The sequence below is a fragment of the Nannocystis exedens genome (assembly GCF_002343915.1).
GTDB classification, from domain to species: domain Bacteria; phylum Myxococcota_A; class Polyangia; order Nannocystales; family Nannocystaceae; genus Nannocystis; species Nannocystis exedens.
This window is the reverse complement of record NZ_NETK01000001.1, coordinates 2,324,561-2,342,893: the sequence shown is the minus strand read 5'-3', so window position 1 is coordinate 2,342,893 and position 18,333 is coordinate 2,324,561. Positions and strand designations below refer to the sequence as shown.

14 protein-coding genes are annotated in these 18,333 nt (G+C 69.2%); 10 read left to right on the top strand and 4 right to left on the bottom strand.

Annotation, left to right across the window (positions count from 1 at the left end; all coding sequences use genetic code 11):
• Positions 1-90 precede the first annotated feature (90 nt).
• Both NAEX_RS09125 and NAEX_RS09120 read left to right on the top strand, forming a co-directional pair.
• Entirely contained in the window at positions 91-3,003 is a 2,913-nt protein-coding gene (locus NAEX_RS09125) for an ATP-binding protein (RefSeq protein WP_170135581.1), read from the top strand.
• A gap of 54 nt (positions 3,004-3,057) precedes the next feature.
• Entirely contained in the window at positions 3,058-3,270 is a 213-nt protein-coding gene (locus tag NAEX_RS09120) for a chromate transporter (RefSeq protein WP_245913648.1), read from the top strand.
• On the opposite strand, the gene NAEX_RS09115 is transcribed toward NAEX_RS09120, so the two are convergent.
• Positions 3,210-3,713: a hypothetical protein gene (locus NAEX_RS09115; protein ID WP_096327113.1), complete on the bottom strand. Its 504-nt coding sequence runs from the start codon at positions 3,711-3,713 to the stop codon at positions 3,210-3,212. The genes NAEX_RS09120 and NAEX_RS09115 overlap by 61 nt on opposite strands.
• 538 nt (positions 3,714-4,251) lie before the next feature.
• Here NAEX_RS09115 and NAEX_RS09110 point away from each other — a divergent pair.
• From NAEX_RS09110 to NAEX_RS09085, 6 genes are all read left to right on the top strand, one after another.
• A complete protein-coding gene (locus NAEX_RS09110; RefSeq protein WP_170135580.1) occupies positions 4,252-5,736 on the top strand; it encodes an SLC13 family permease in 1,485 nt (494 codons plus the stop codon).
• Positions 5,737-6,432: 696 nt separating this feature from the next.
• Positions 6,433-7,434 (top strand): cytochrome c oxidase subunit II, encoded by a 1,002-nt coding sequence (gene coxB, locus NAEX_RS09105; protein WP_096327111.1) that lies wholly within the window; start codon positions 6,433-6,435, stop codon positions 7,432-7,434.
• Complete coding sequence (gene ctaD / locus NAEX_RS09100; protein WP_096327110.1) at positions 7,431-9,941, top strand: cytochrome c oxidase subunit I; 2,511 nt, start codon at positions 7,431-7,433, stop codon at positions 9,939-9,941. Before coxB ends, ctaD begins: the two co-directional genes overlap by 4 nt.
• An 11-nt stretch (positions 9,942-9,952) precedes the next feature.
• Positions 9,953-10,315, top strand: coding sequence for a hypothetical protein (locus NAEX_RS09095; protein WP_096333563.1), 363 nt, complete (start codon positions 9,953-9,955; stop codon positions 10,313-10,315).
• Positions 10,315-10,989 (top strand): cytochrome c oxidase assembly protein, encoded by a 675-nt coding sequence (locus NAEX_RS09090; RefSeq protein ID WP_096327109.1) that lies wholly within the window; start codon positions 10,315-10,317, stop codon positions 10,987-10,989. Before NAEX_RS09095 ends, NAEX_RS09090 begins: the two co-directional genes overlap by 1 nt.
• Positions 10,986-12,059, top strand: a complete 1,074-nt coding sequence (locus NAEX_RS09085) for a c-type cytochrome (protein WP_096327108.1) — start codon at positions 10,986-10,988, stop codon at positions 12,057-12,059. Before NAEX_RS09090 ends, NAEX_RS09085 begins: the two co-directional genes overlap by 4 nt.
• Positions 12,060-12,661: 602 nt before the next feature.
• Here NAEX_RS09085 and NAEX_RS52815 read toward each other — a convergent pair.
• The 3 genes from NAEX_RS52815 to NAEX_RS09065 all read right to left on the bottom strand — a co-directional run bounded on the left by NAEX_RS52815 (position 12,662) and on the right by NAEX_RS09065 (position 15,187).
• Entirely contained in the window at positions 12,662-13,504 is an 843-nt protein-coding gene (locus NAEX_RS52815; RefSeq protein ID WP_096327106.1) for an LDL receptor domain-containing protein, read from the bottom strand.
• Between the two features lie 542 nt (positions 13,505-14,046).
• Complete coding sequence (locus NAEX_RS09070; protein ID WP_170135336.1) at positions 14,047-14,682, bottom strand: IS630 family transposase; 636 nt, start codon at positions 14,680-14,682, stop codon at positions 14,047-14,049.
• Positions 14,615-15,187, bottom strand: coding sequence for a helix-turn-helix domain-containing protein (locus tag NAEX_RS09065; protein WP_096325583.1), 573 nt, complete (start codon positions 15,185-15,187; stop codon positions 14,615-14,617). Before NAEX_RS09065 ends, NAEX_RS09070 begins: the two co-directional genes overlap by 68 nt.
• A 188-nt stretch (positions 15,188-15,375) precedes the next feature.
• Between NAEX_RS09065 and NAEX_RS09060 the strand changes: the two genes are divergently transcribed.
• Complete coding sequence (locus NAEX_RS09060; protein WP_096325674.1) at positions 15,376-16,758, top strand: transposase; 1,383 nt, start codon at positions 15,376-15,378, stop codon at positions 16,756-16,758.
• 107 nt (positions 16,759-16,865) lie between these two features.
• A complete protein-coding gene (locus NAEX_RS09055) occupies positions 16,866-18,308 on the top strand; it encodes an IS1380 family transposase (RefSeq protein ID WP_143825749.1) in 1,443 nt (480 codons plus the stop codon).
• The last annotated feature ends 25 nt before the right edge of the window (positions 18,309-18,333 follow it).

Sequence of the window (18,333 nt, the reverse complement as noted above, 5' to 3'; positions counted from 1 at the left end):
ACGATGCGACGCCTCGCTGGCACCAGAGGCGTGGTGGCGCGTCGATGTGGCGCGTCGATGTGGCTGAAGAGCGGGCGCCGAGGGCCACCGGTGAGCCGAGTATTCGTCAGACCCGGCCGGCGGGCGCCGGGTTTCACCGGCGTACCGGACTTATCCAGTGATCGAGCGCTGGTCTTCCGCCCGGTCCTCGGGCTGGCACCCTGCTATACATGGGGGATGGTTCAATCGCGGGACGATCTGCTGATGATCAAATCGGCAGCCGAGCTGCTCGGGATCAGCGAGGTCACGCTGCGCCGCTGGGACCAGACCGGCAAGCTGCGCGCCTATCGTCACCCGGTCAACGGCTATCGCCTGTATCGCCGCAGCGACGTCGAGGCGCTCGCGGGCGAGTCCGCCCCAGAGGCCCAGCCGCCGCCGCCGCTCGCCGCCGGGGTGGCGAGCTTCATCGGCCGCGCCGGCGCGCTCGCAGAGGTCGAGCAGGCGTTCGTCCGCGGGGCCCGGCTCGTGACTGTCGTCGGACCGCCCGGGGTCGGCAAGACGCGCCTGGCGATGCGGCACGCCGAGCGGCTCGCCGCCCCACCTCCTGGCGGCACCTGGTTCTGCGACGCGACCGGCGTGCGCCGCGAGCAGACCCTGCGAGCGGCGCTCGTCGGTACGTTCGGCCTGGTCGCGGCCGCCGCGTCGACGGAGGTTCTGGTCGCCGCGCTGGCGCGCCGCCGGCCGCTGCTGCTGCTGCTCGACAACGCCGAGGACCTCGACGCCGACGCGCGCCGGGCCCTGTCGAAGCTGTGTGTGCGGGTGCCTCAGCTGCACCTGCTCGTCACCTCGCGCGAGCCGCTCGGGGTCGGCGGCGAGGCGCTGATCGAGCTGCCGCCGCTCGAGCTTCCGGCGGAGGGGGCCAGCGGCGAGGCCGTGCTCGAGACCGAGGCGGTCGCGTTGATGCTGGCACGGGCCCGCTCGGCGCGAGCGCTCGCGCGTCACCCCGGCGAGCTGGCCGCGCTGGTGCGCGCGCTCGACGGACTGCCGCTGGCGATCGAGCTCGCCGCCCCGCACGTCGGCGTGCTCTCGCCGGCCGAGGTGCTCGCCCGTTTCGGTCCGCTGCTTGATGTCGCGCCGCCGGGCGGCCTGCGGTCGCGTCACGAGAGTCTGCGCGCGGCGATCGACGCCTCGTGGCGGATGCTCGACGACCCCAGCCGCAGCGCGCTCGCCCAGTGCTCGCTGTTCGCGTCCGGCTTCACCCTCGACGCCGCGGAGCAGGTGATCGCCGGGCCGCCCGGAACCGCGCCCCTGACCCTCCTCCGTGGTCTGCGCGATCGCTCGCTGATCACCATCCAACCCGGTGCCGACCCCGGCGAGGAGCGGCTCTCCCTGCTCGAGAGCATCCGCGTGTTCGCCCACGAGCGCCTGGACCCGCCCGTTCGCGCCGCCGCCGGGGAGCGCCACACCCGCTATTACCTGACGCGCGCCGAGGGGTGGGCCGGGGCCGTGCGCAGCCGGGGCGACGTGACGGCGCGCCGCCGGCTGATGCAGGAGCAGGTCAACCTGCAAGTCGCGTGCGCCCGCGAGCTCGCGCGGGCTCGCACCGGCGATCCCGCGGCCGCCGTCGACGCGCTGCGGCTGGCGCTCTGCCTCGACGCGCCGCTGAGCCAGCAAGGCCGCTTCGCCGAGCTGCTCGCCCTGCTGGACGCCGCCGAACCGCTCGCCGTCGCGGCCCCCGAGCCGCTGCGGATCCAGGCCTCGCTGGTCCGCGGCGAGGCGCTCGGGTGGACCGGACAGCTCACCCTCAGCCTCGAGGTGCTCGAGCGCGCGGTGACGCGGGCCGCCGCACGGGGTGACGCCGCCCTCGGGGGCGAGGGCCGGGCCTACCTGGCGTTGCGCCTGCACCAGGCGTCGCGGCTCGAGGAGGCCGTCAGCGCCGGTGAGCACAGCTTGCGGCTGCATGCTGGCGGGAGCAGCCGGCGGACCGAGGGCTCGACGCGGATCATGCTGGGGATCGCGCGCGGTAACCTGGGCCAGAACGAGGCTGCGCGCGCGGACACCGAGGCCGGGCGGAGGATCGCCGCCGAGCTCGGTGATCGCTGGTCGGAAGGGATCGCGCTGGCGAAGCTCGCACACCTCGATCAGGAGGCGGGTCGCTTCGAGGAGGCCCGCTTTTACTACGAGGCTTGCCTCCGGTGTATGCGCGAGGCCGGCGACGTCGTGTTCGAGGCGCTCTGCCAGTGTTACTTCGCGACGCTGGCGCACGAAGAGGCGCTCGCCGATATCGAGGGCACCGCCGACGAGGCCCGCCGCGCCTACGAGCGCGGGCTCATGATCCTCGACGCCGTGCGCCTGCCCTATTACGAGGGCCTGTTCCGCGGCTTCTTCGGCGCGTTCGAGGCGACCTTCGGCGCGACCGAGCGGGCGCTGGAGGCCTTCGATCGCGCGTCCGTGCGACTCGATCACGTCGGCCAGCCGGCCTATCTGGCGGCGCTCGACCTTCTGCGCGGCGCGCTCGATCGTCGCCGGGCCGTGCCGGGCGATCCGGAGCTCGCGCGCTCGCTGGCGGCCCGCATCCAGCGGACCGAGCCGTTCGTCGGCCGCTCGATGCATGTGCGCACCGCCCTGCGAATGCTCGCCGGGCCGCGCGACCGCAGCCCGGCGCCGGCGGCAGCCGGAGCCTGGACGGTCGGTCCCGAGGCGCGATGGTTCGCCGCTCCGGGCGGCCCGGTGGTCTCTCTCGGCCGGCGGGGGCCCGTGCGCCGCGTCTTCATGGAGCTCGTGACCCGCCGCCTCGCGGCGCCCGGCGCGGCGACGACCGCCGACGCGCTGATCGAGGTCGGCTGGCCCGGCGAGAAGGTCATGTACGAGGCGGGGCTCCGCCGCGCCCGCATGGCGATCGTCGAGCTGCGTTCGCTCGGCTTACGTGCCCTGCTCCTGACCCGCGACGACGGTTATCTGCTCGATCCGGCGGTGCCGCTCGCACTGGCCGAATGCGCGGCGGGCCAATGCCCAGGCGGGTGAAATTACGCGCTGAATCACCGCCGCAAGTGGCTGACCGAAGAGCGTTCCCTCGATTTGCTCGGCACGACCAACCTGATCCCGGGCCCGAACAGCACCGAGATGGCGCTCCACATCGGCTGGGAGCGCCGTCGCTGGGCCGGCCTCGTCGTCGCCGGCCTCGCGTTCATCGTTCCGGCGATGGCGATCACCGGCGCGCTCGCATGGGCCTACGTGCGATTCGGCGCGGTGCCGGCTTCGGGCTGGCTGCTGTCCGGGTCAAGCCCGTGATCCTCGGCGTTCCGGCCAACACCCTCGCGCCGAAGGTTGCGCTCGGGGATGTTATTGTCGAGCGGCAGGCGGCCGTCTTCGACGCGGGCGCTCTGCTCGCCGCACCACGCGAAGAAGGCGTCGACGAGCGGCCTCGATTTCTGGCTGCGGACCTGTTCTCGCTGTTTGCGGGGCGCGTCGAGGGGATGATGGGGACGCTCGCGCGGCTCGCGGGGCGGATCGTGGACGACGACGCCGGCGTAGACCTGGCCGCCAGCGACGGTGAAGCGCACGATGTCCGCGTTCTTCGCCACGGCTGCGATCGGAGCGACGTCGCGGCCATCCTGGCGCGCGCGCCAGATCGCGTCACCGGCGTGGAAGAGCACCCAGCCGTTGGCGGCGAGCACCTGATCCTTGTTGCTGCGGTGGCCGACGCGGCCAGTGGTCGGCACGAGCTCGCGCACGCTGACGAGTGTCCCGTGGCGTTTCTATCGCCTGTTGCTCGTGGACGGCGACGCAGCCTCGGCAACGCGAGGACAACGTCGTCGTCCGTGACGGCGAGCGCCTGAGCGGCGAGCCGGGCCTCGAACGCTTCCTCGCGGAGCGTCGACGGTGAGCTCGCCGAGGGTCACGAGCGGTTCCTCGGTCGGGATGCTCACCCCTCACAGCCGATGCTGCCGACGCGGACGCCGAGCTCGTACGGCGCCCTCGTCGCGTGGTCAGCGGTCAGCGATGACCACCACGGCGCGCTCGAGGCCGGCCATTGCCGCTCGACATCAGGGAGGGATGCTGCCACTGCTCTGCATCGAGCCGGCGTCGAGGTACGCGCTCAGCGCCCCGAGCCTTGGTCGCGTCTGGCTCCGACCGTCCGCCTGCCCCTGCGCCGGCGATAATCCGCGGGTCCCGCGCCGACCCAGCGAGCGGAGTCTTGAAAGCGGCTCCACGGCATGCGCGCGGCCCCGGACGGCCGCTCGTGGCCCTCGGCGCCCCCATCATGCGGGGATGCGGGAGATCAGTCAGACCCAGCCGAAGGACTCCGCGACCTCGACTTCGAGGAGCGTGCGGGGGATCGCGGGCGGAATCCTGGCGCCGCTCGCGTTCGCAGCGCTGTGGCTGGCGCCGCTCCCCCTCGAGCCGCGCGCGCATCACCTGGTCGCGATCTTTGCGGCGGTGCTGATCGCGTGGGTCAGCGAGGTCGTCCCGGTCGCGGTGACCGCGCTGATGGTCGCGCCGTTGCTCGTCGTGTGCGGTGTGACGGATGCAGCGAGCGCATTTCGTCACTACGCCGATCCGCTGCTCTTCCTCTTCGTCGGCGGCTTCATGCTCGCGGCTTCGATGCAGCGGCATGGCCTCGATCGCCGCTTCGCGTGGGCGGTGATCACCTTGCCCTTCGTGCGAGGCGTGTGGTGGCGAACACGGCTGGCAATCGTCGCGGCGGCGACGCTGATGTCGATATGGATCAGCAACACCGCCACCTGCGCAATCTTCGTTCCGATCCTGCTCGGCCTCCCCGCGATGGCGCGGTCGGACGCCAAGATCGATCCCGCGACTGCGCCGCTCTTGGCTTTGGCTTACGTCTGTTCGACCGGCGGGCTGGGCACGCTGGTCGGCACGCCGCCCAACGGGATCACGGTTCGGCACCTCGCCAATGCCGGGGTGGAGTTTGGGTTCGTCGAGTGGCTGGCGATCGGGGTACCCTCGGCGATCGTCCTCTCGATCGCGGCCACTCTGATCACGACGCGTGGCCCGCCGAACGCCTCGGAAGAGCAGACGGCTGTGCCTCCACCGCTCGGGCCGTGGTCGCGCGGCGAGCTCGTCACGGTCCTTTGCTTCGCCACCGCGATCCTCGGATGGACCCTGCCGGCGATCGTCGAGGCGATCGGGCTTCCGTTCGCCCGCGATCTCAACGCGCGTCTTCCCCCCGGGGCGGTCGCGGTCCTCGCGTGCCTGCCGCTCTTTCTGGTTCCTGATCCTGCGCGCCGCGAGGGCGCGGAGGCCGTGCCCCCAGTGCTTCCCTGGAGCACAGCCGTGCGTATCGACTGGGGCGTGATCCTTCTCTTTGGTGGAGGCATCGCGCTGGGCGCGCAGCTCGAAGACACCGGCCTGGCGAGCGCGCTGGCGGAAGGGATCGTGAAAGCGACCGGCGCGACCGACGTTTGGACGCTCTCGGCGATCGCGTGCTTGACCACGATCGTGCTCAGCGAGGTCGCCTCGAACACCGCGGCCGCGAACATCCTGGTGCCTTTGGTGATCGCGCTTGCCCGCGAGTTCGCGGTCTCACCGATCCCACCCGCGCTCGCGGTTGGCATCGGCGCATCGGTCGGCTTCATGCTGCCGATCGCGACCGCTCCGAACGCGCTCGTCTACGCCACCGGTCGTGTTCCTCAGGGCTCGATGATGCGCGTCGGGCTTCTGCTCGATCTCGCGTGCTTCGTGCTGGTGATGCTGCTGATCCGCGTGATCTGCCCCTTGATGGACTGGGTCTGAGGATTTCGCTTGCCCGCCCGCGCCAACAGCAGGCCCTCCTCGAGTGGCCGAGGCCGTCATCCCCGACCGCGACGGCGCCTGGGGGGGCGGACTCAACCAGTACGTCCACAACGACCCCAGGACCGGCTTCCACCCGGCTGGCCGTGAACTGGCTGTTTGACTGCTGGGGTCGTCGCGTTGCCAGCACGCGCAGCCCGAGTCGCTCGCTACAGGCTCGTCAGCGCCACCTCCGCCAGGCAAACGGATGAGTTCGCCTTCGGCTCCCACAGCTTGACGGAATGCCGGCTCTCTCGCATGCACGCAGAAGTCGAGCACGCCGTCGATCTGGGGACGTCGCGCTGCGACCATCCACATCGCCTATTGTCGCTCGACGGGGGCGGCGGGGAACATGATCGCCGAATTCCCGGCCGGTCTCAGTCGGCGGGGCGTACCAAGGCTGGGACCGTGCCGCTGAACGGCGATGTTGGCGGTTCTGGCGCCGGGTCTCGCGCATCTCGTGCGGGTCGCGGAGGAGGTCGTCGAGGTTGCCGAGTTGGACTGGTCGGCTAAATTCGTGGCGGCGAGGCCGTGACTGTGGCGAGCGGGGCCATGAACCGCATCTCGGCCCAAAGACACCGGTTCACTTCAGCTTGGCCGCCTTCGATCGTCGACCCGACCCAAACCGACCCCTCTCGACGACTCGATGCAGGCGCGACCATGGGCAACAACGTCAACAGAGGCTGGGCCGCGATCGGGGCGCTGGTCGCGGGTACGTCGGCGCTGGTCGGATGCTCGGGCCCGCAATCCACGCTGGACCCGGCGGGGCGTGGCGCTGCCCGCATCGCAGAGCTTTTTTGGGGGATGACGGCCGGAGCTGTGGCGATTTGGGCCGCGATGATAGGCCTCGCGCTCTACACCGTCGCCCGCAGGCGGACAGAGCCGAGCCCGAGGGCGCCCGCGCTCTTGATCGTCGGCGGCGGTGTGGTTCTCCCGATCGTCGTGCTCACCGGGCTGCTGGCGTGGGGGCTCGCCGCGCTGCCGCCCTTGCTCGCCGCTTCGGACAGCGACCGGACGATCGTCGTGACGGGCGAACAATTCTGGTGGCGCGTCCGCTATCTCGTGCCCGGCGGCGAGGCCGTCGAACTGGCGAACGAACTCCGGTTGCCCGTCGGCGAGGCGGTCGAGCTCCAGCTCGAGAGCCGCGACGTCATTCACTCGTTCTGGGTCCCGGCGCTCGGGGGCAAGGTCGACATGATCCCGGGGCGTCGCACCCGGCTGACGCTGGAACCCACGAGAACGGGCGTGTTCCGCGGAGTCTGCGCGGAGTATTGTGGCACCTCCCACGCCCGGATGGCGTTCGCCGTGGTCGTCTCCGACGAGCAGGAATTCGCCCGCTGGCTCGCGCAGCAGGCCGAGCCCGCGCGGCCGGCGACCGAGCCTCTCGCGGTCCGCGGCCAGGAGCTGTTCGTCCGGAGCGGCTGCGGAGCCTGCCACACCGTGCGCGGGACGGTCGCCGACGGTGTGATCGCCCCCAATCTGACCCACGTCGGCGGCCGGCTGAGCGTCGGTGCCGGGCTTCTTGCCAGCGAGCCGGACGGGTTCCAGCACTGGATCGCCGCGCCGGAGCGGCTCAAGCCCGGATCGGCCATGCCTTCCTTCGCCATGCTGCCGGCCGATGATCTCCAGGCCCTCGCCGCCTACCTGGAGGGACTGGAATGACGGGAGCGTCGCCAGGAGACGAGCAGCACGCACAGGCCGAGCGGTTGCTTCAGGTGTGGAAGATCCCGACCGGGTGGCGCTACTGGTCGGCGGTCAACAACGAGGCCGTCGGGCTCTGGTACATCGCGACGTCGTTCTTCTTCTTCCTGTTCGCCGGCGTGCTGGCGCTGCTCATGCGCACGCAGCTCGCCGTGCCCGAGAACGAGCTGTTGTCGGCGGACCTCTATGGCCAGACCTTCACCGTGCATGGCTCGGTGATGATGTTCCTGTTCGCAATCCCGATGTTCGAGGCGATCGCGGTGCTGCTCCTGCCGCAGATGCTCGGTGCGCGCGATCTCCCGTTTCCACGCCTGTCGGCGTTCGGGTTCTGGTGTTTCGTGCTGGGGGGCATCTTCCTGTGTGGCTCGATCTTCTTCGACGCCGCGCCGCGCGGCGGCTGGTTCATGTACCCACCGCTGACCTCCGGGTATCAGCCGGGGATCGGGGCGGACATTTGGTTGCTGGGGTTCTCGTTCATCGAGGTCGCGGCGATCGCCGGCGCCGTCGAGATCGTCGTCGGAGTGCTCAAGTGCCGCCCGCCGGGGATGCGCATCCACCTCATGCCGCTGTACGCCTGGTACGCCCTGGTGGCGTCGGCGATGGTCCTGTTCGCGTTCCCGCCGCTGATCGTCGGCAGCTTGTTGCTCGAGGTGGAACGAGCGTTCGGATGGCCGTTCTTCGACCCCGCGGGTGGCGGCGATCCGCTGCTGTGGCAACACCTGTTCTGGCTCTTCGGCCATCCCGAGGTCTACGTCATCTTCTTGCCGTCCGTCGCCCTGGTGGCGATGATCGTCCCGACGTTCGCGCGCCGGCCGATCCTCGGCTACGGCTGGATCGTCCTCTCCGCGATCGGCACCGGCTTCCTGAGCTTCGGCCTGTGGGTGCATCACATGTATACGACCGGGCTGCCAGGCATCTCGCTGGGTCTGTTCTCGGCGGCGTCGACGGCGGTGGCGATCCCCACCGGGGTCCAGTTCTTCTGCTTCCTGGCCACGCTCCTGATGGGGCGGGTGACCCGCTCGACCCCCATGCTGTTCGTGTTCGGCAGCCTGGCGATCTTCGTGTTGGGCGGCTTGACGGGGGTCATGGTCGCGCTGGCGCCGTTCGACTTCCAGGCTCATGACACGTTCTTCGTCGTCGCCCACCTCCACTACGCCCTGATCGGCGGCGCCGTGTTCCCGATCATCGCCGGCTTTTATTATTACTTCCCCCTCGTCAGCGGCAAGATGTTGTCCGACCGGCTGGGAAAGCTCGCCTTCTGGCTCATGTTCATCGGGTTCAACGTCGGCTTCCTGCCGATGCACTTCACGGGCCTGCGCGGGATGCCGCGCCGGGTCTACACGTACCCGGCCGGCCTGGGGTTCGACGGGCTCAATCTCGTCTCGACCATCGGCACGTTCATCCTGGGCGCAGGCGTCGCTGTGCTGGTCTGGGACCTGGTGCGCCCCCGGTCGAGGCAACCACCGGCGCCGCGCGACCCATGGAGCGCGGGGACGCTGGAGTGGGTGCAGGAGATGCCGGGGAAGCCGTGGGGGATCCGATCGATCCCGCAGGTCGACAGCCGCTATCCGCTGTGGGATCAGCCGAACCTCGTCCACGACATCGACGCGGGCCGCTTCTACTTGCCCGACGCCGAAGAGGGTCTGCGGGAGACGCTCGTCACCTCCGCCGTCGATGCTCGGCCTGTACTCTGCCAGCGTCTGCCGGGGTCGAGCTTCCTGGCACTCGCCGCCGCCCTGACGACGGGCGGGTTCTTCATCTTCGGCACCTTCCACTGGTGGCGTCCGGCGGTCGCTAGCCTGGGAGCGGCGCTCGCTGTCATCCTGTTCTGGCTGTGGACGGGGACCGCACGCCGCCCGGAGAAGGACGAGAAGGACGTCGGGAGCGGCTTGAAGCTCCCGCTCTACGCGTCGGGCCCGGCGTCGATCGGCTGGTGGGGCATGTTCATCACGATGCTGGCCGACCTCACGGCGTTCGTGTCCCTCGTGTTCGGCTACTTCTTCTTCTGGACGATCCACGACGAATTCCCGCCGACCCCGAATCCAGGACCTGGCGTGTTCTGGCCCGGTGCCGCGGCTGCGGCGCTGCTGACGTCCTGGGGCGCGACGGTGCTCGCGCGTCGCTGGAACCGGCGCGACCGGGCGTTCGGATGCCACGCGGCGTTGCTGGGCGGCGCGGGGGTCGCCACGGCAGGCGGCGCTGCGCTCATCGCTGGACCCGTCGTCACGGGCCTCGACCCCGCGAGCCATGCGTACCCCGCGACGGTCTGGCTGCTGGTGCTCTGGACCGCGACTCACGTGGCGATCGGGGTCGTCATGCAGCTCTACTGCTGTGCGCGCCGGCTCGTGGGGCATATGACCGCGCAGCACGACGCCGACATCCACAACGTCGTGCTGTACTGGCACTTCACCATCCTCACGGTCGTCATCACCGTCGCGGTGATCGCGGGCTTTCCGTTGTTGGCATGAGGACCGGCACGATGACGACGGAGCACCAGGAGCAGCGCGAGAGCCTATGGATCCTCACCGCCGCGCCTGCGATCTGGTTGTCGCACTTCCTGCTGTCATACATCACGGGCGCGATCTGGTGTGCGAAGTTCGCCGGCTCTGACGGGTCGCTGGGGGCCGTACGGGTCGCCATGGCCGTCTACACGTCCGTCGCGCTCGGGGGGCTCGCGCTCATCGGCTGGCGCGGCCGCCGACGCACAAGCGCGAGCCCGCGAGGTGAGGCCGGTGCGTCGGACCGTTTCCTCGGTCACGCGAGTCTTTTGCTTTCCGGTCTGGCCGCGGTCGCGATCCTGTACGCATCGCTGGTAGCCGTGTTCATCAGGAGCTGCCGATGATGCGTCGCGTGCTCCAGGCGCTCGGGTTGCTCACGCTCGCGGCCGTGTGGTTCGGACCGCTCCCGCGGCTCGCCTCGGAGTCTTTCTCGGCGCACATGATGATGCACATGGGCGTGGTCGCCGTGGCCGCGCCGCTGCTCGTGCTCGGCGTCGCCGGCGGACGCCTCGACCCCGTGCGCAGGGTCCCCGCACCGTTCGCGCCGATCCCCGCCTCGATCGTCGAGCTCGTGGTCGTGTGGGGGTGGCACACGCCAGCGCTGCACCACGCCGCGCGCCATGGTCCGATCGGGCTCGTCGTCGAACAGGCGACGTTCCTCCTCAGCGGCCTCTTCGTCTGGCTGTCGGCCTTCGGCGGCGATGCGGGTCAACGCGGCGAGCGCACCGCCGCGGGTGTGGTCGCCATGCTGCTCACGTCCATGCACATGACGCTGCTGGGCGCCCTCTTGGCCCTCCCACCGCGGGCGCTTTACGAGCACGCCGGTGGCTCCTCGCTGACGCCGCTCCAGGATCAGCATCTCGGCGGGGCGATCATGCTCTCGGTCGGCGGGCTCGCGTACCTGCTCGGCGGCCTCGGGCTCGTGGTCGCGTTGCTGAAGCGGTCGCGCGGCCCCGACGCGCCGGAGACGAGCGCGATGGGGGTCGACTGGAAGGCGCGGGGAGGGGGTCAGCCATGAAAGGCAGGTCGATCCTCAAGGCGGGGGCGCTCGCGGCGTTGCTGGCCGCGGGCGGGTTCCTGCTCGCCGCCTCGGGGATCGTCCCGATCAAGGCCAGCTCCGGCCACTTCGCGATCACGGAGTGGTTCTTGAATTTCGCCAAGCGTCGCTCGGTCGCGACACATACAATCGGCGCAGAGGAGCCCGCGCTCGACGAGACCTGGCTGGTGCTCAAGGGCGCGGGCCACTACGACCTCGGCTGTCGCCCGTGCCACGGCGCCCCCGGCTCGCCGCAGCCACGAGTCGCGCGGGCGATGACCCCTCCGCCCCCCTTCGGGCCCGAGATCGCGGCGTGGGAGCCCGAGGAGCTGTTCTACATCGTCAAGCACGGCATCAAGTTCACAGGCATGCCCGCGTGGCCATCGCAGCAGCGAGACGATGAGGTACGCGCGGTGGTCGCGTTCTTGCTGACGCTGCCGGACACGGATGCCGAGGCGTATCGCCGACTCGTGCATCGGGAGGAGGTCGCGGCGAGCCCGGACGAGTCGCTGGTCGTGCTAGGAGAGTGCGCGCGGTGCCACGGGGTCGATGGCTGCGGCCGGGAGCTCCCCGCATTCCCCCGGCTCGCTGGGCAGCGTAGCGAGTACCTCGTCGCCGCCCTGCAAGCCTACGCGGACGACCAGCGCCACAGCGGGATCATGCAACCGATCGCGGCGGGCTTGCACGTCGACGATGTGCGCAGATTGGCCGATTACTATGCGGACCTACCGGGCTGCCCGCCGCTGGCCGCCAAGTCCGCATCCGCGAGCACGCGCGGCGAGAGGATCGCTTACCTCGGCGTTCCGGAGCGGCGGGTCCCTTCGTGTACCGACTGCCACGGGCCCGGGTTTCCCGACCGCAGCCTGGCCGCGCCCGGGCTCGCCGGACAGTATGCCGAGTACCTGGTCTTGCAGCTCGAGCTGTTCCGGTCGCGGCAGCGGGGTGGGGGGAGCCACGCGCACCTGATGGATCCAGTGGCGAGCCGCATGACCTCGGAGCAGATGTACGATGTGGCCATGTACTACTCCTCACTGCCACCGACCGGCCAATGAACGATCAGGCGTGCTTCGATCGGGCGGATCGGGGCTTGCGGAGCGCCTTTCCTGGGAGCAGGTCGAGCGCCCGCGACGGCCTTCGTCGCGCTCCCCCTTGCCATCAACGTCGACGGCAATCCGTCCGGACTTCGACACGCTCTTGCGCTCGGAAGTTGGCCTACCCGACCCGGACATCGTGGCTCGCCTGGACTCCGTCGTGTCGGCCGTCGCCGAGTGCGGGCAGACGCTCCAGTGAGTGGACGGCCTATCGCGCGCCCCTGCAGCGCCGCCTCCGCGGGTAGGAAGTATACTCGCGCCGATGTCGGAGCCGAGTGACTGGGAGCTCGCGCAGGCCTGGCGCGACAAGCAGCCGGGGGCCGGCAACGCGCTGGTGTCCCGCCACTACCGCGAGGTGTCGCGCTTCTGCAACAAGGTCGCCAGCGGCGACGACGCGGCCGACCTCGTGCATCAGACCTTCCTCGGCGCGCTCGAGTCGCTGCCGCACTTCGGCGGCGAGACCAGCTCGACCCGACGACCGGAAGTATCCCAAGTCCGAACAGCCGCGTATCGCGTGCGGGTGCGCGACGACCTCGCAGCCAACGTGCGCGGAGTCGCCACGGTCACGGACAATCCGCTTCGTCGGAGCCGTCCCGGCAGTCCTCGTATCCGTCGCACACATCGTTGGTCGGGTAGTATTCGCTGCCGTCGGCGCACCCGAACGAGTTCGGGCAGCCCTTCTCCTCCGAGGCGTCCATGCAGTCGATGATGTCGTTGCACTGCCAGGTCTCGGGGATCTGCTCGCCCGAGGTGCACTGGAAGGGTTCGATCATGTTGCACTGGATCTCGACCTGGGCCGTCGTCGACATCGGCAGCGACGGGCAGTCCTTGGTCTGCTCGTAGAACGGTTGCAGGCACGCGAGCAGCGGCGCCGGATCTTGGGCGCACACCACGTCGGCGGTGCACATGACGATCTGCATGTACGGCTGCGTCATGCAGTCGAAGAATTCCTCGACCTCGGGGACCTGGCTGTACAGCTCGCATCCGCACGGGGTGAGCGCCTCGTCAGGCGGGATGAACGAGAGGCAGGTCGCCACGTCGGGGTACAAGCCGATGTTGACGTTGCACTGGCATCGCGCCTCGTTGAGCTCCGCCGGGAGGGTCGCGGTGTCCATGCACTTCTGCAGGAGCTCCCCGGCGCCCTCTCCGGTCGTGCCGGCGGTCGTCGATTCTCCGGTCGCGTCCGTCGTGTCCGTGCCGTCCGCCGTCGACGTCCCGGTCGTTGGCGTGGCTGTGGTCGTGGGGTCGGGATCCGCGGTGGCGGCCGCGCTCGTGTCCGGCTCCGCGGCCGTGGCGGCCGTGCCCGCGTCGGTCGCCGCCTCACCGTTCCCGGCGCCATTGCACGCGGGCGCCAGCGCCAGTAGTACGCCGAGGAGCCCCGCAGGGGAGTGCGGTGGAAGCGTCATGAGCGGTTGTCTCCTTGCAGATAGCGACTGTACCAACGGCTGCGACGGCGATTGCATGCACTTCGCTACGAGCTCGACGAACAGCGCCGTGATGTCGTCCTCACCTCCGCGCATGTTCGCGTGCCGAATCGCGGCCGGCGCGGCGCCTCACGTGATGCGCAATACGCCGAACGATCCCCCCGCTGCCCAAACCGCCGCGGATCTCCACCAAACGGGGGCTTGGGAGGGGGACGGGTTGTCGCCCTTGCCCCTCGCTGCCCCTCCGTGCCCCAAGCCTGCCCCAAAACCGCAGGCTGACGTGAGCCTCCGGGTCGGCGCGCCGAGCGGCGGCGAGTTGAGCGCGGCGGCCGAGTCGCCCTGAGCAGAACTCGCAGCTCGAACGACCCGCCGTGGCGCCGTTCAGGCTCAGGGGTCCTGCCCCATGCGCCGGGCGCCTCGGCCATGGCAGCTTAGCAGGCCGCCGGTGGCGAGCTCGGCGCAGCGAAGGCGCGGGCTCGTCAACGCGCGCCGTCGAAAATTCTGGCGAACTACGCCGGGCAGCGCTAGTGCTCCGACCGCGACGTAGTGATCTGGCTGATTCTGAACACCGCTCGGGCTTGCTCCTTGGTGAACCGCCAAGTGATCTTCCGCCGCCGGCGGTGGGCGTCCTTGTTCCACAGAGACGTTCGACGGCGCAGTTCGGAGAGAGAGCCGATCCGAAGCCGTCCAAGGCATTCACGTGACCATAAGCTCGCCTCGTTCTCGGCAGGGTTGAGCCAACTCCCGTGCTTGGGAGTATAGTGCACGGTAAACCGGCTCCAAAGCTCGCGCCCCGCGTCATCGCCGAAAGCGGTGCATAACGAGTTCTGGCGGTGGGTGTTAAGATTGTCCATGACGAGGTGAATTGTCCGCGCCGAACGATATCGTTGAGCTATCTTGCGGAGAGCCCGAGCGAACTGCTTCGCCGTGCGGTTCGGCGTCGCATAGGTCAGGTGGCGCCCTGCCTTGGGTTCGACGATGCAGAAGACATTTGCGGTTCCGCGCCGCACGTATTCATAGTCTTGACGGGCCATGCGGCCAGGTGAGGCTGGCCGGCCAGGTCGAGCGGGGTCTCGAAGCACGACCGGTCGTTCATCCAGAGCGACGACCGGCTCCGACGCGTCGGCTGGTCGCGCCAGGGTGTCGAGGACGTCGTCCATCCGCGCGACGTACTCCTCGTCGATCTGAGGAACGCACCACATTTTTTTCCCGCCACGGTTTGAGCGCGTGGTTTTTCAGCAACACCCGGATCGTCTCCCGGCCGACTTGGTCGACGAGCTTGCGTTTCATGCACTCCTCGACGATGAGCATGATTGTCCACCGAGCGCGTCCTTCAGGAGGTGGCCCGCAGACCATGGCGACGATCGCGGCTTCTTGCCGAGCATCGAGCTTCCGCGGTGGGACCGGTCGCTTCGCGTCCTTGAGCGCGACCTCGACGCCCGCAGCGAGATACCGCTCTCCAACCCGCCGAACCGAGGGGACCGCCGATCCAACCGCTGCCGCCGTCGCCGCCAGCGTCTTCCCCTCGTCCAGCAACTGCAGCATGCGAATTCGCTTCCAGGTCCGCACCGTGAGCCGCTCCCGGGCTTTTCGGCGCAGGAGCTCTCGATCCTCGTCCTTGAGCTTGAGTCCGGGGAACCGGGGCCGCGGCTTCTTCTGCCTCATGGCACCCGTAGATCACGTTCCAGGTCAGAGCGCAAATTCGCGCATCGTTTTCGGATCGCTACCTTACGGTCGCAGCACTAGCAGCCCGTGGTGAAAGTCGCGGCAACCACGCCGCGAGGAACCTCGCGAGCAGCGGAGCGGCGCGCGGTATCGCGCTCTGCGATGAAAGCTGATAAAGTGGCTTTGCCATGGCCATGGGGCACGACAACGGGGAGCAGCCGACGCTGTTCATCACGTATGACAAGTTGCAGGGGCTCGGGCACCCGTTCTACGAGGCGCTCGACAAGCTGCTCCGGAAGCACGGCTTCGACCGTTTCGCGGAGAAGCAGTGCGAGCCGTTCTACGCCGAGGTGATGGGACGACCGGGCCTCGCGCCGGGGGTGTACTTCCGCTGCTTGCTGATCGGCTACTTCGAGGGGATCGGCAGCGAGCGGGGCATCGCCTGGCGGGTCGCCGACTCGCTGAGTCTGCGGCGGTTTTTGGGGCTCGGCCTGGAGAAGCAGCCGCCGGATCACTCGACGATCTCGCGGACGCGGCGTCGGCTGAGCACCGACGTGCACGAGCGGGTGTTCACGCGGGTGCTGGAGCTGGTCGCCGAGCATGGCCTGTTGCGCGGCAAGACGCTCGGGATCGACGCAACGACACTTGAGGCGAACGCGGCGCTGCGATCGATCGTGCGCCGCGACGACGGACGCGCGTACAAGGAGTACTTGACCGACCTGGCGAAGGCCGAGGGGATCGAGGAACCGACGCGCGAGGACCTGGCGCGGCTGGACCGCAAGCGGCCGAAGAAGGGCTCGAACGACGAGTGGGTACACCCGCACGATCCCGAGGCGCAGATCATGAAGATGAAGGACGGCAGCACCCACCTCGCGCACAAGCACGAGCAGGCGGTCGACCTCGAGACCGGCGCCATCGTCGGCGTGACGGTGCACGGCGGCGCTGCGGGCGACACGAAGACCATCGAGAAGACGCTGGAGGTCGCCGACGCCAATCTCGCGGAGGTGCGCCAAGAGGGCTCGGAGAAGGCCAGGGAGCAGATCGCCGAGCGCGTCGAGGAGGTCGTCGCCGACAAGGGCTACCACAGCAACGACGTGCTCACGAGCCTCGAGGAGGTCGACGTACGCAGCTACATCCCGGAGCCCGCGCGTGGTCGCCGGCGGTGGAAGGACAAGCAGGCCGAGCGTGAGGCGGTGCACCGGAACCGCCGCCGCGTGAAGCGAGGCAAGAGCAAGGAACTGCAGAAGAAGCGCAGCGAGCTGGTCGAACGGCCCTTCGCGCACATGCTCGACTCCGGCGGAATGCGCAGGGTCCACGTCCGCGGTCACGACAATATCCTCAAGCGGCTGGTCATCCACGCCGCCGGATTCAACCTGAGCTTGATCATGCGAAAGGTCCACGGAATCGGGAAACCGAGGGCCCTCCAGGGCCTTCGGGCCGCGCTTTCTGCCGTGCTCGTGGCTGTCCTCACGCTTCTGCGGTGGCTCGGAGCGCTTCTTGACCGCCATTCGCGGCACTCCCTACCGGGAGCTCGACTTCCAGAGCACGTCGCTCACTCGAGATACGCATGAGCGATTTCGTCTCACCGACTTCTACCTCGGGCTGCTAGTCCGGATTTCTCACCACGGGAAGGAATTCCGGCCGCACTTCCCGAGTTCGAGCGGGTGTGAAACGATTGCTGACCACCCAGGGGTACGGCCGGAACACGACAAGGTGTATCCGCACCGAGTTCGATTTTCAACCGGCCGGGCGGAGGCGTGTCGAGGCCGCCTTTGACGGCGGACGGGTCAGCTCGGACGGGGGCCTGCTGTTGCTGCGGGAGCTGACCGAGAGTTCAGGTGTGTTTCGGGACTTCGCGGCCTGCTTCCGGGACCACCGCGACCCGAGCCGCATCGAGCACACCGTCGAGGAACTGCTCGCGCAGCGCGTGCTGGGCCTGCTGTGTGGTTACGAGGACCTGAACGACCACGACGTGCTCCGCGACGATGCCTTGCTCGCGCTGGCGATAGGCAAGGCCGATCCGACCGGCGAGCAGCGCAAGCGGGTGCGCGACCGGGGCCATGCGCTGGCGGGCAAGAGCACGCTGAACCGCCTGGAGCTGGCGAAGCCCACGGTGGCCGGCGACGAGCGCTACAAGAAGATCAGCTACGACGACCACGGCATCCAGCGCCTCTTCGTCGACACCTTCCTGGCCGCGCACGATCGGCCGCCCGCCGAGATCGTCCTCGATCTCGACGCGACGGACGACCCCGTACACGGCAAGCAGGAGGGTCGCTTCTTCCACGGCTTCTACGACAGCTACTGCTACCTGCCGCTGTACGTCTTCTGCGGCGACTTCATCCTTGGCGCCGCGCTGAACACCGCCGACAAGCAGCCAGTCAGCGGCGCGGTCGAGGAGCTCGAGAGGATCGTCAGTCAGATCCTCGCTCGCTGGCCGGCCGTCCGGATCATCGTGCGCGGCGATTCCGGCTTCTGCCGCGACGAGGTCATGCGCTGGTGCGAGGACAACGGCCTCTTCTTCGTCCTCGGCCTGCAGAAGAACTCGCGCCTGATCGCCGAGATCGAGGACGAGATGACGCAGGCCCGCACCACCTCCGAGCAGACCGGCAAGGAAGCACGCGTCTTCAAGGACTTTCGCTACGAGACCAACCGGACGTGGTCGCGAGAGCGCCGGGTGGTCGGCAAGGCCGAGTACACGACGGACAAGGAGAATCCGCGCTTCGTCGCCACCAACCTCTCGCAGGACGAGTACGACGCGCGCTCGCTCTACGAGGACCTCTACTGCGCTCGTGGGGACATGGAGAACCGGATCAAGGAGCAGCAGCTCGGCCTCTTCGCCGACCGCACCAGCGCCCACACGCTGCGCGCCAACCAGCTCCGCCTGTGGCTGTCGTCCGTCGCCTACATGATCCTCAACGAGCTCCGCCGGATCGCCCTCGCCGGCACCGAGCTCGCCCACGCCCAGGTCTCCACGATCCGCACGCGGCTGCTCAAGATCGGCGCCATCGTCACCGCCTCGGTCCGCAGGCTCCGCGTCTCCCTAAGCTCGGTCTTCCCGCTCCAGCACGTGTGGTGGCGCGTCCTCGAGAACCTCCACCGCCATCACGTCATGAGACGCTGACGGCCTCGACATCCGTCACTCAAAG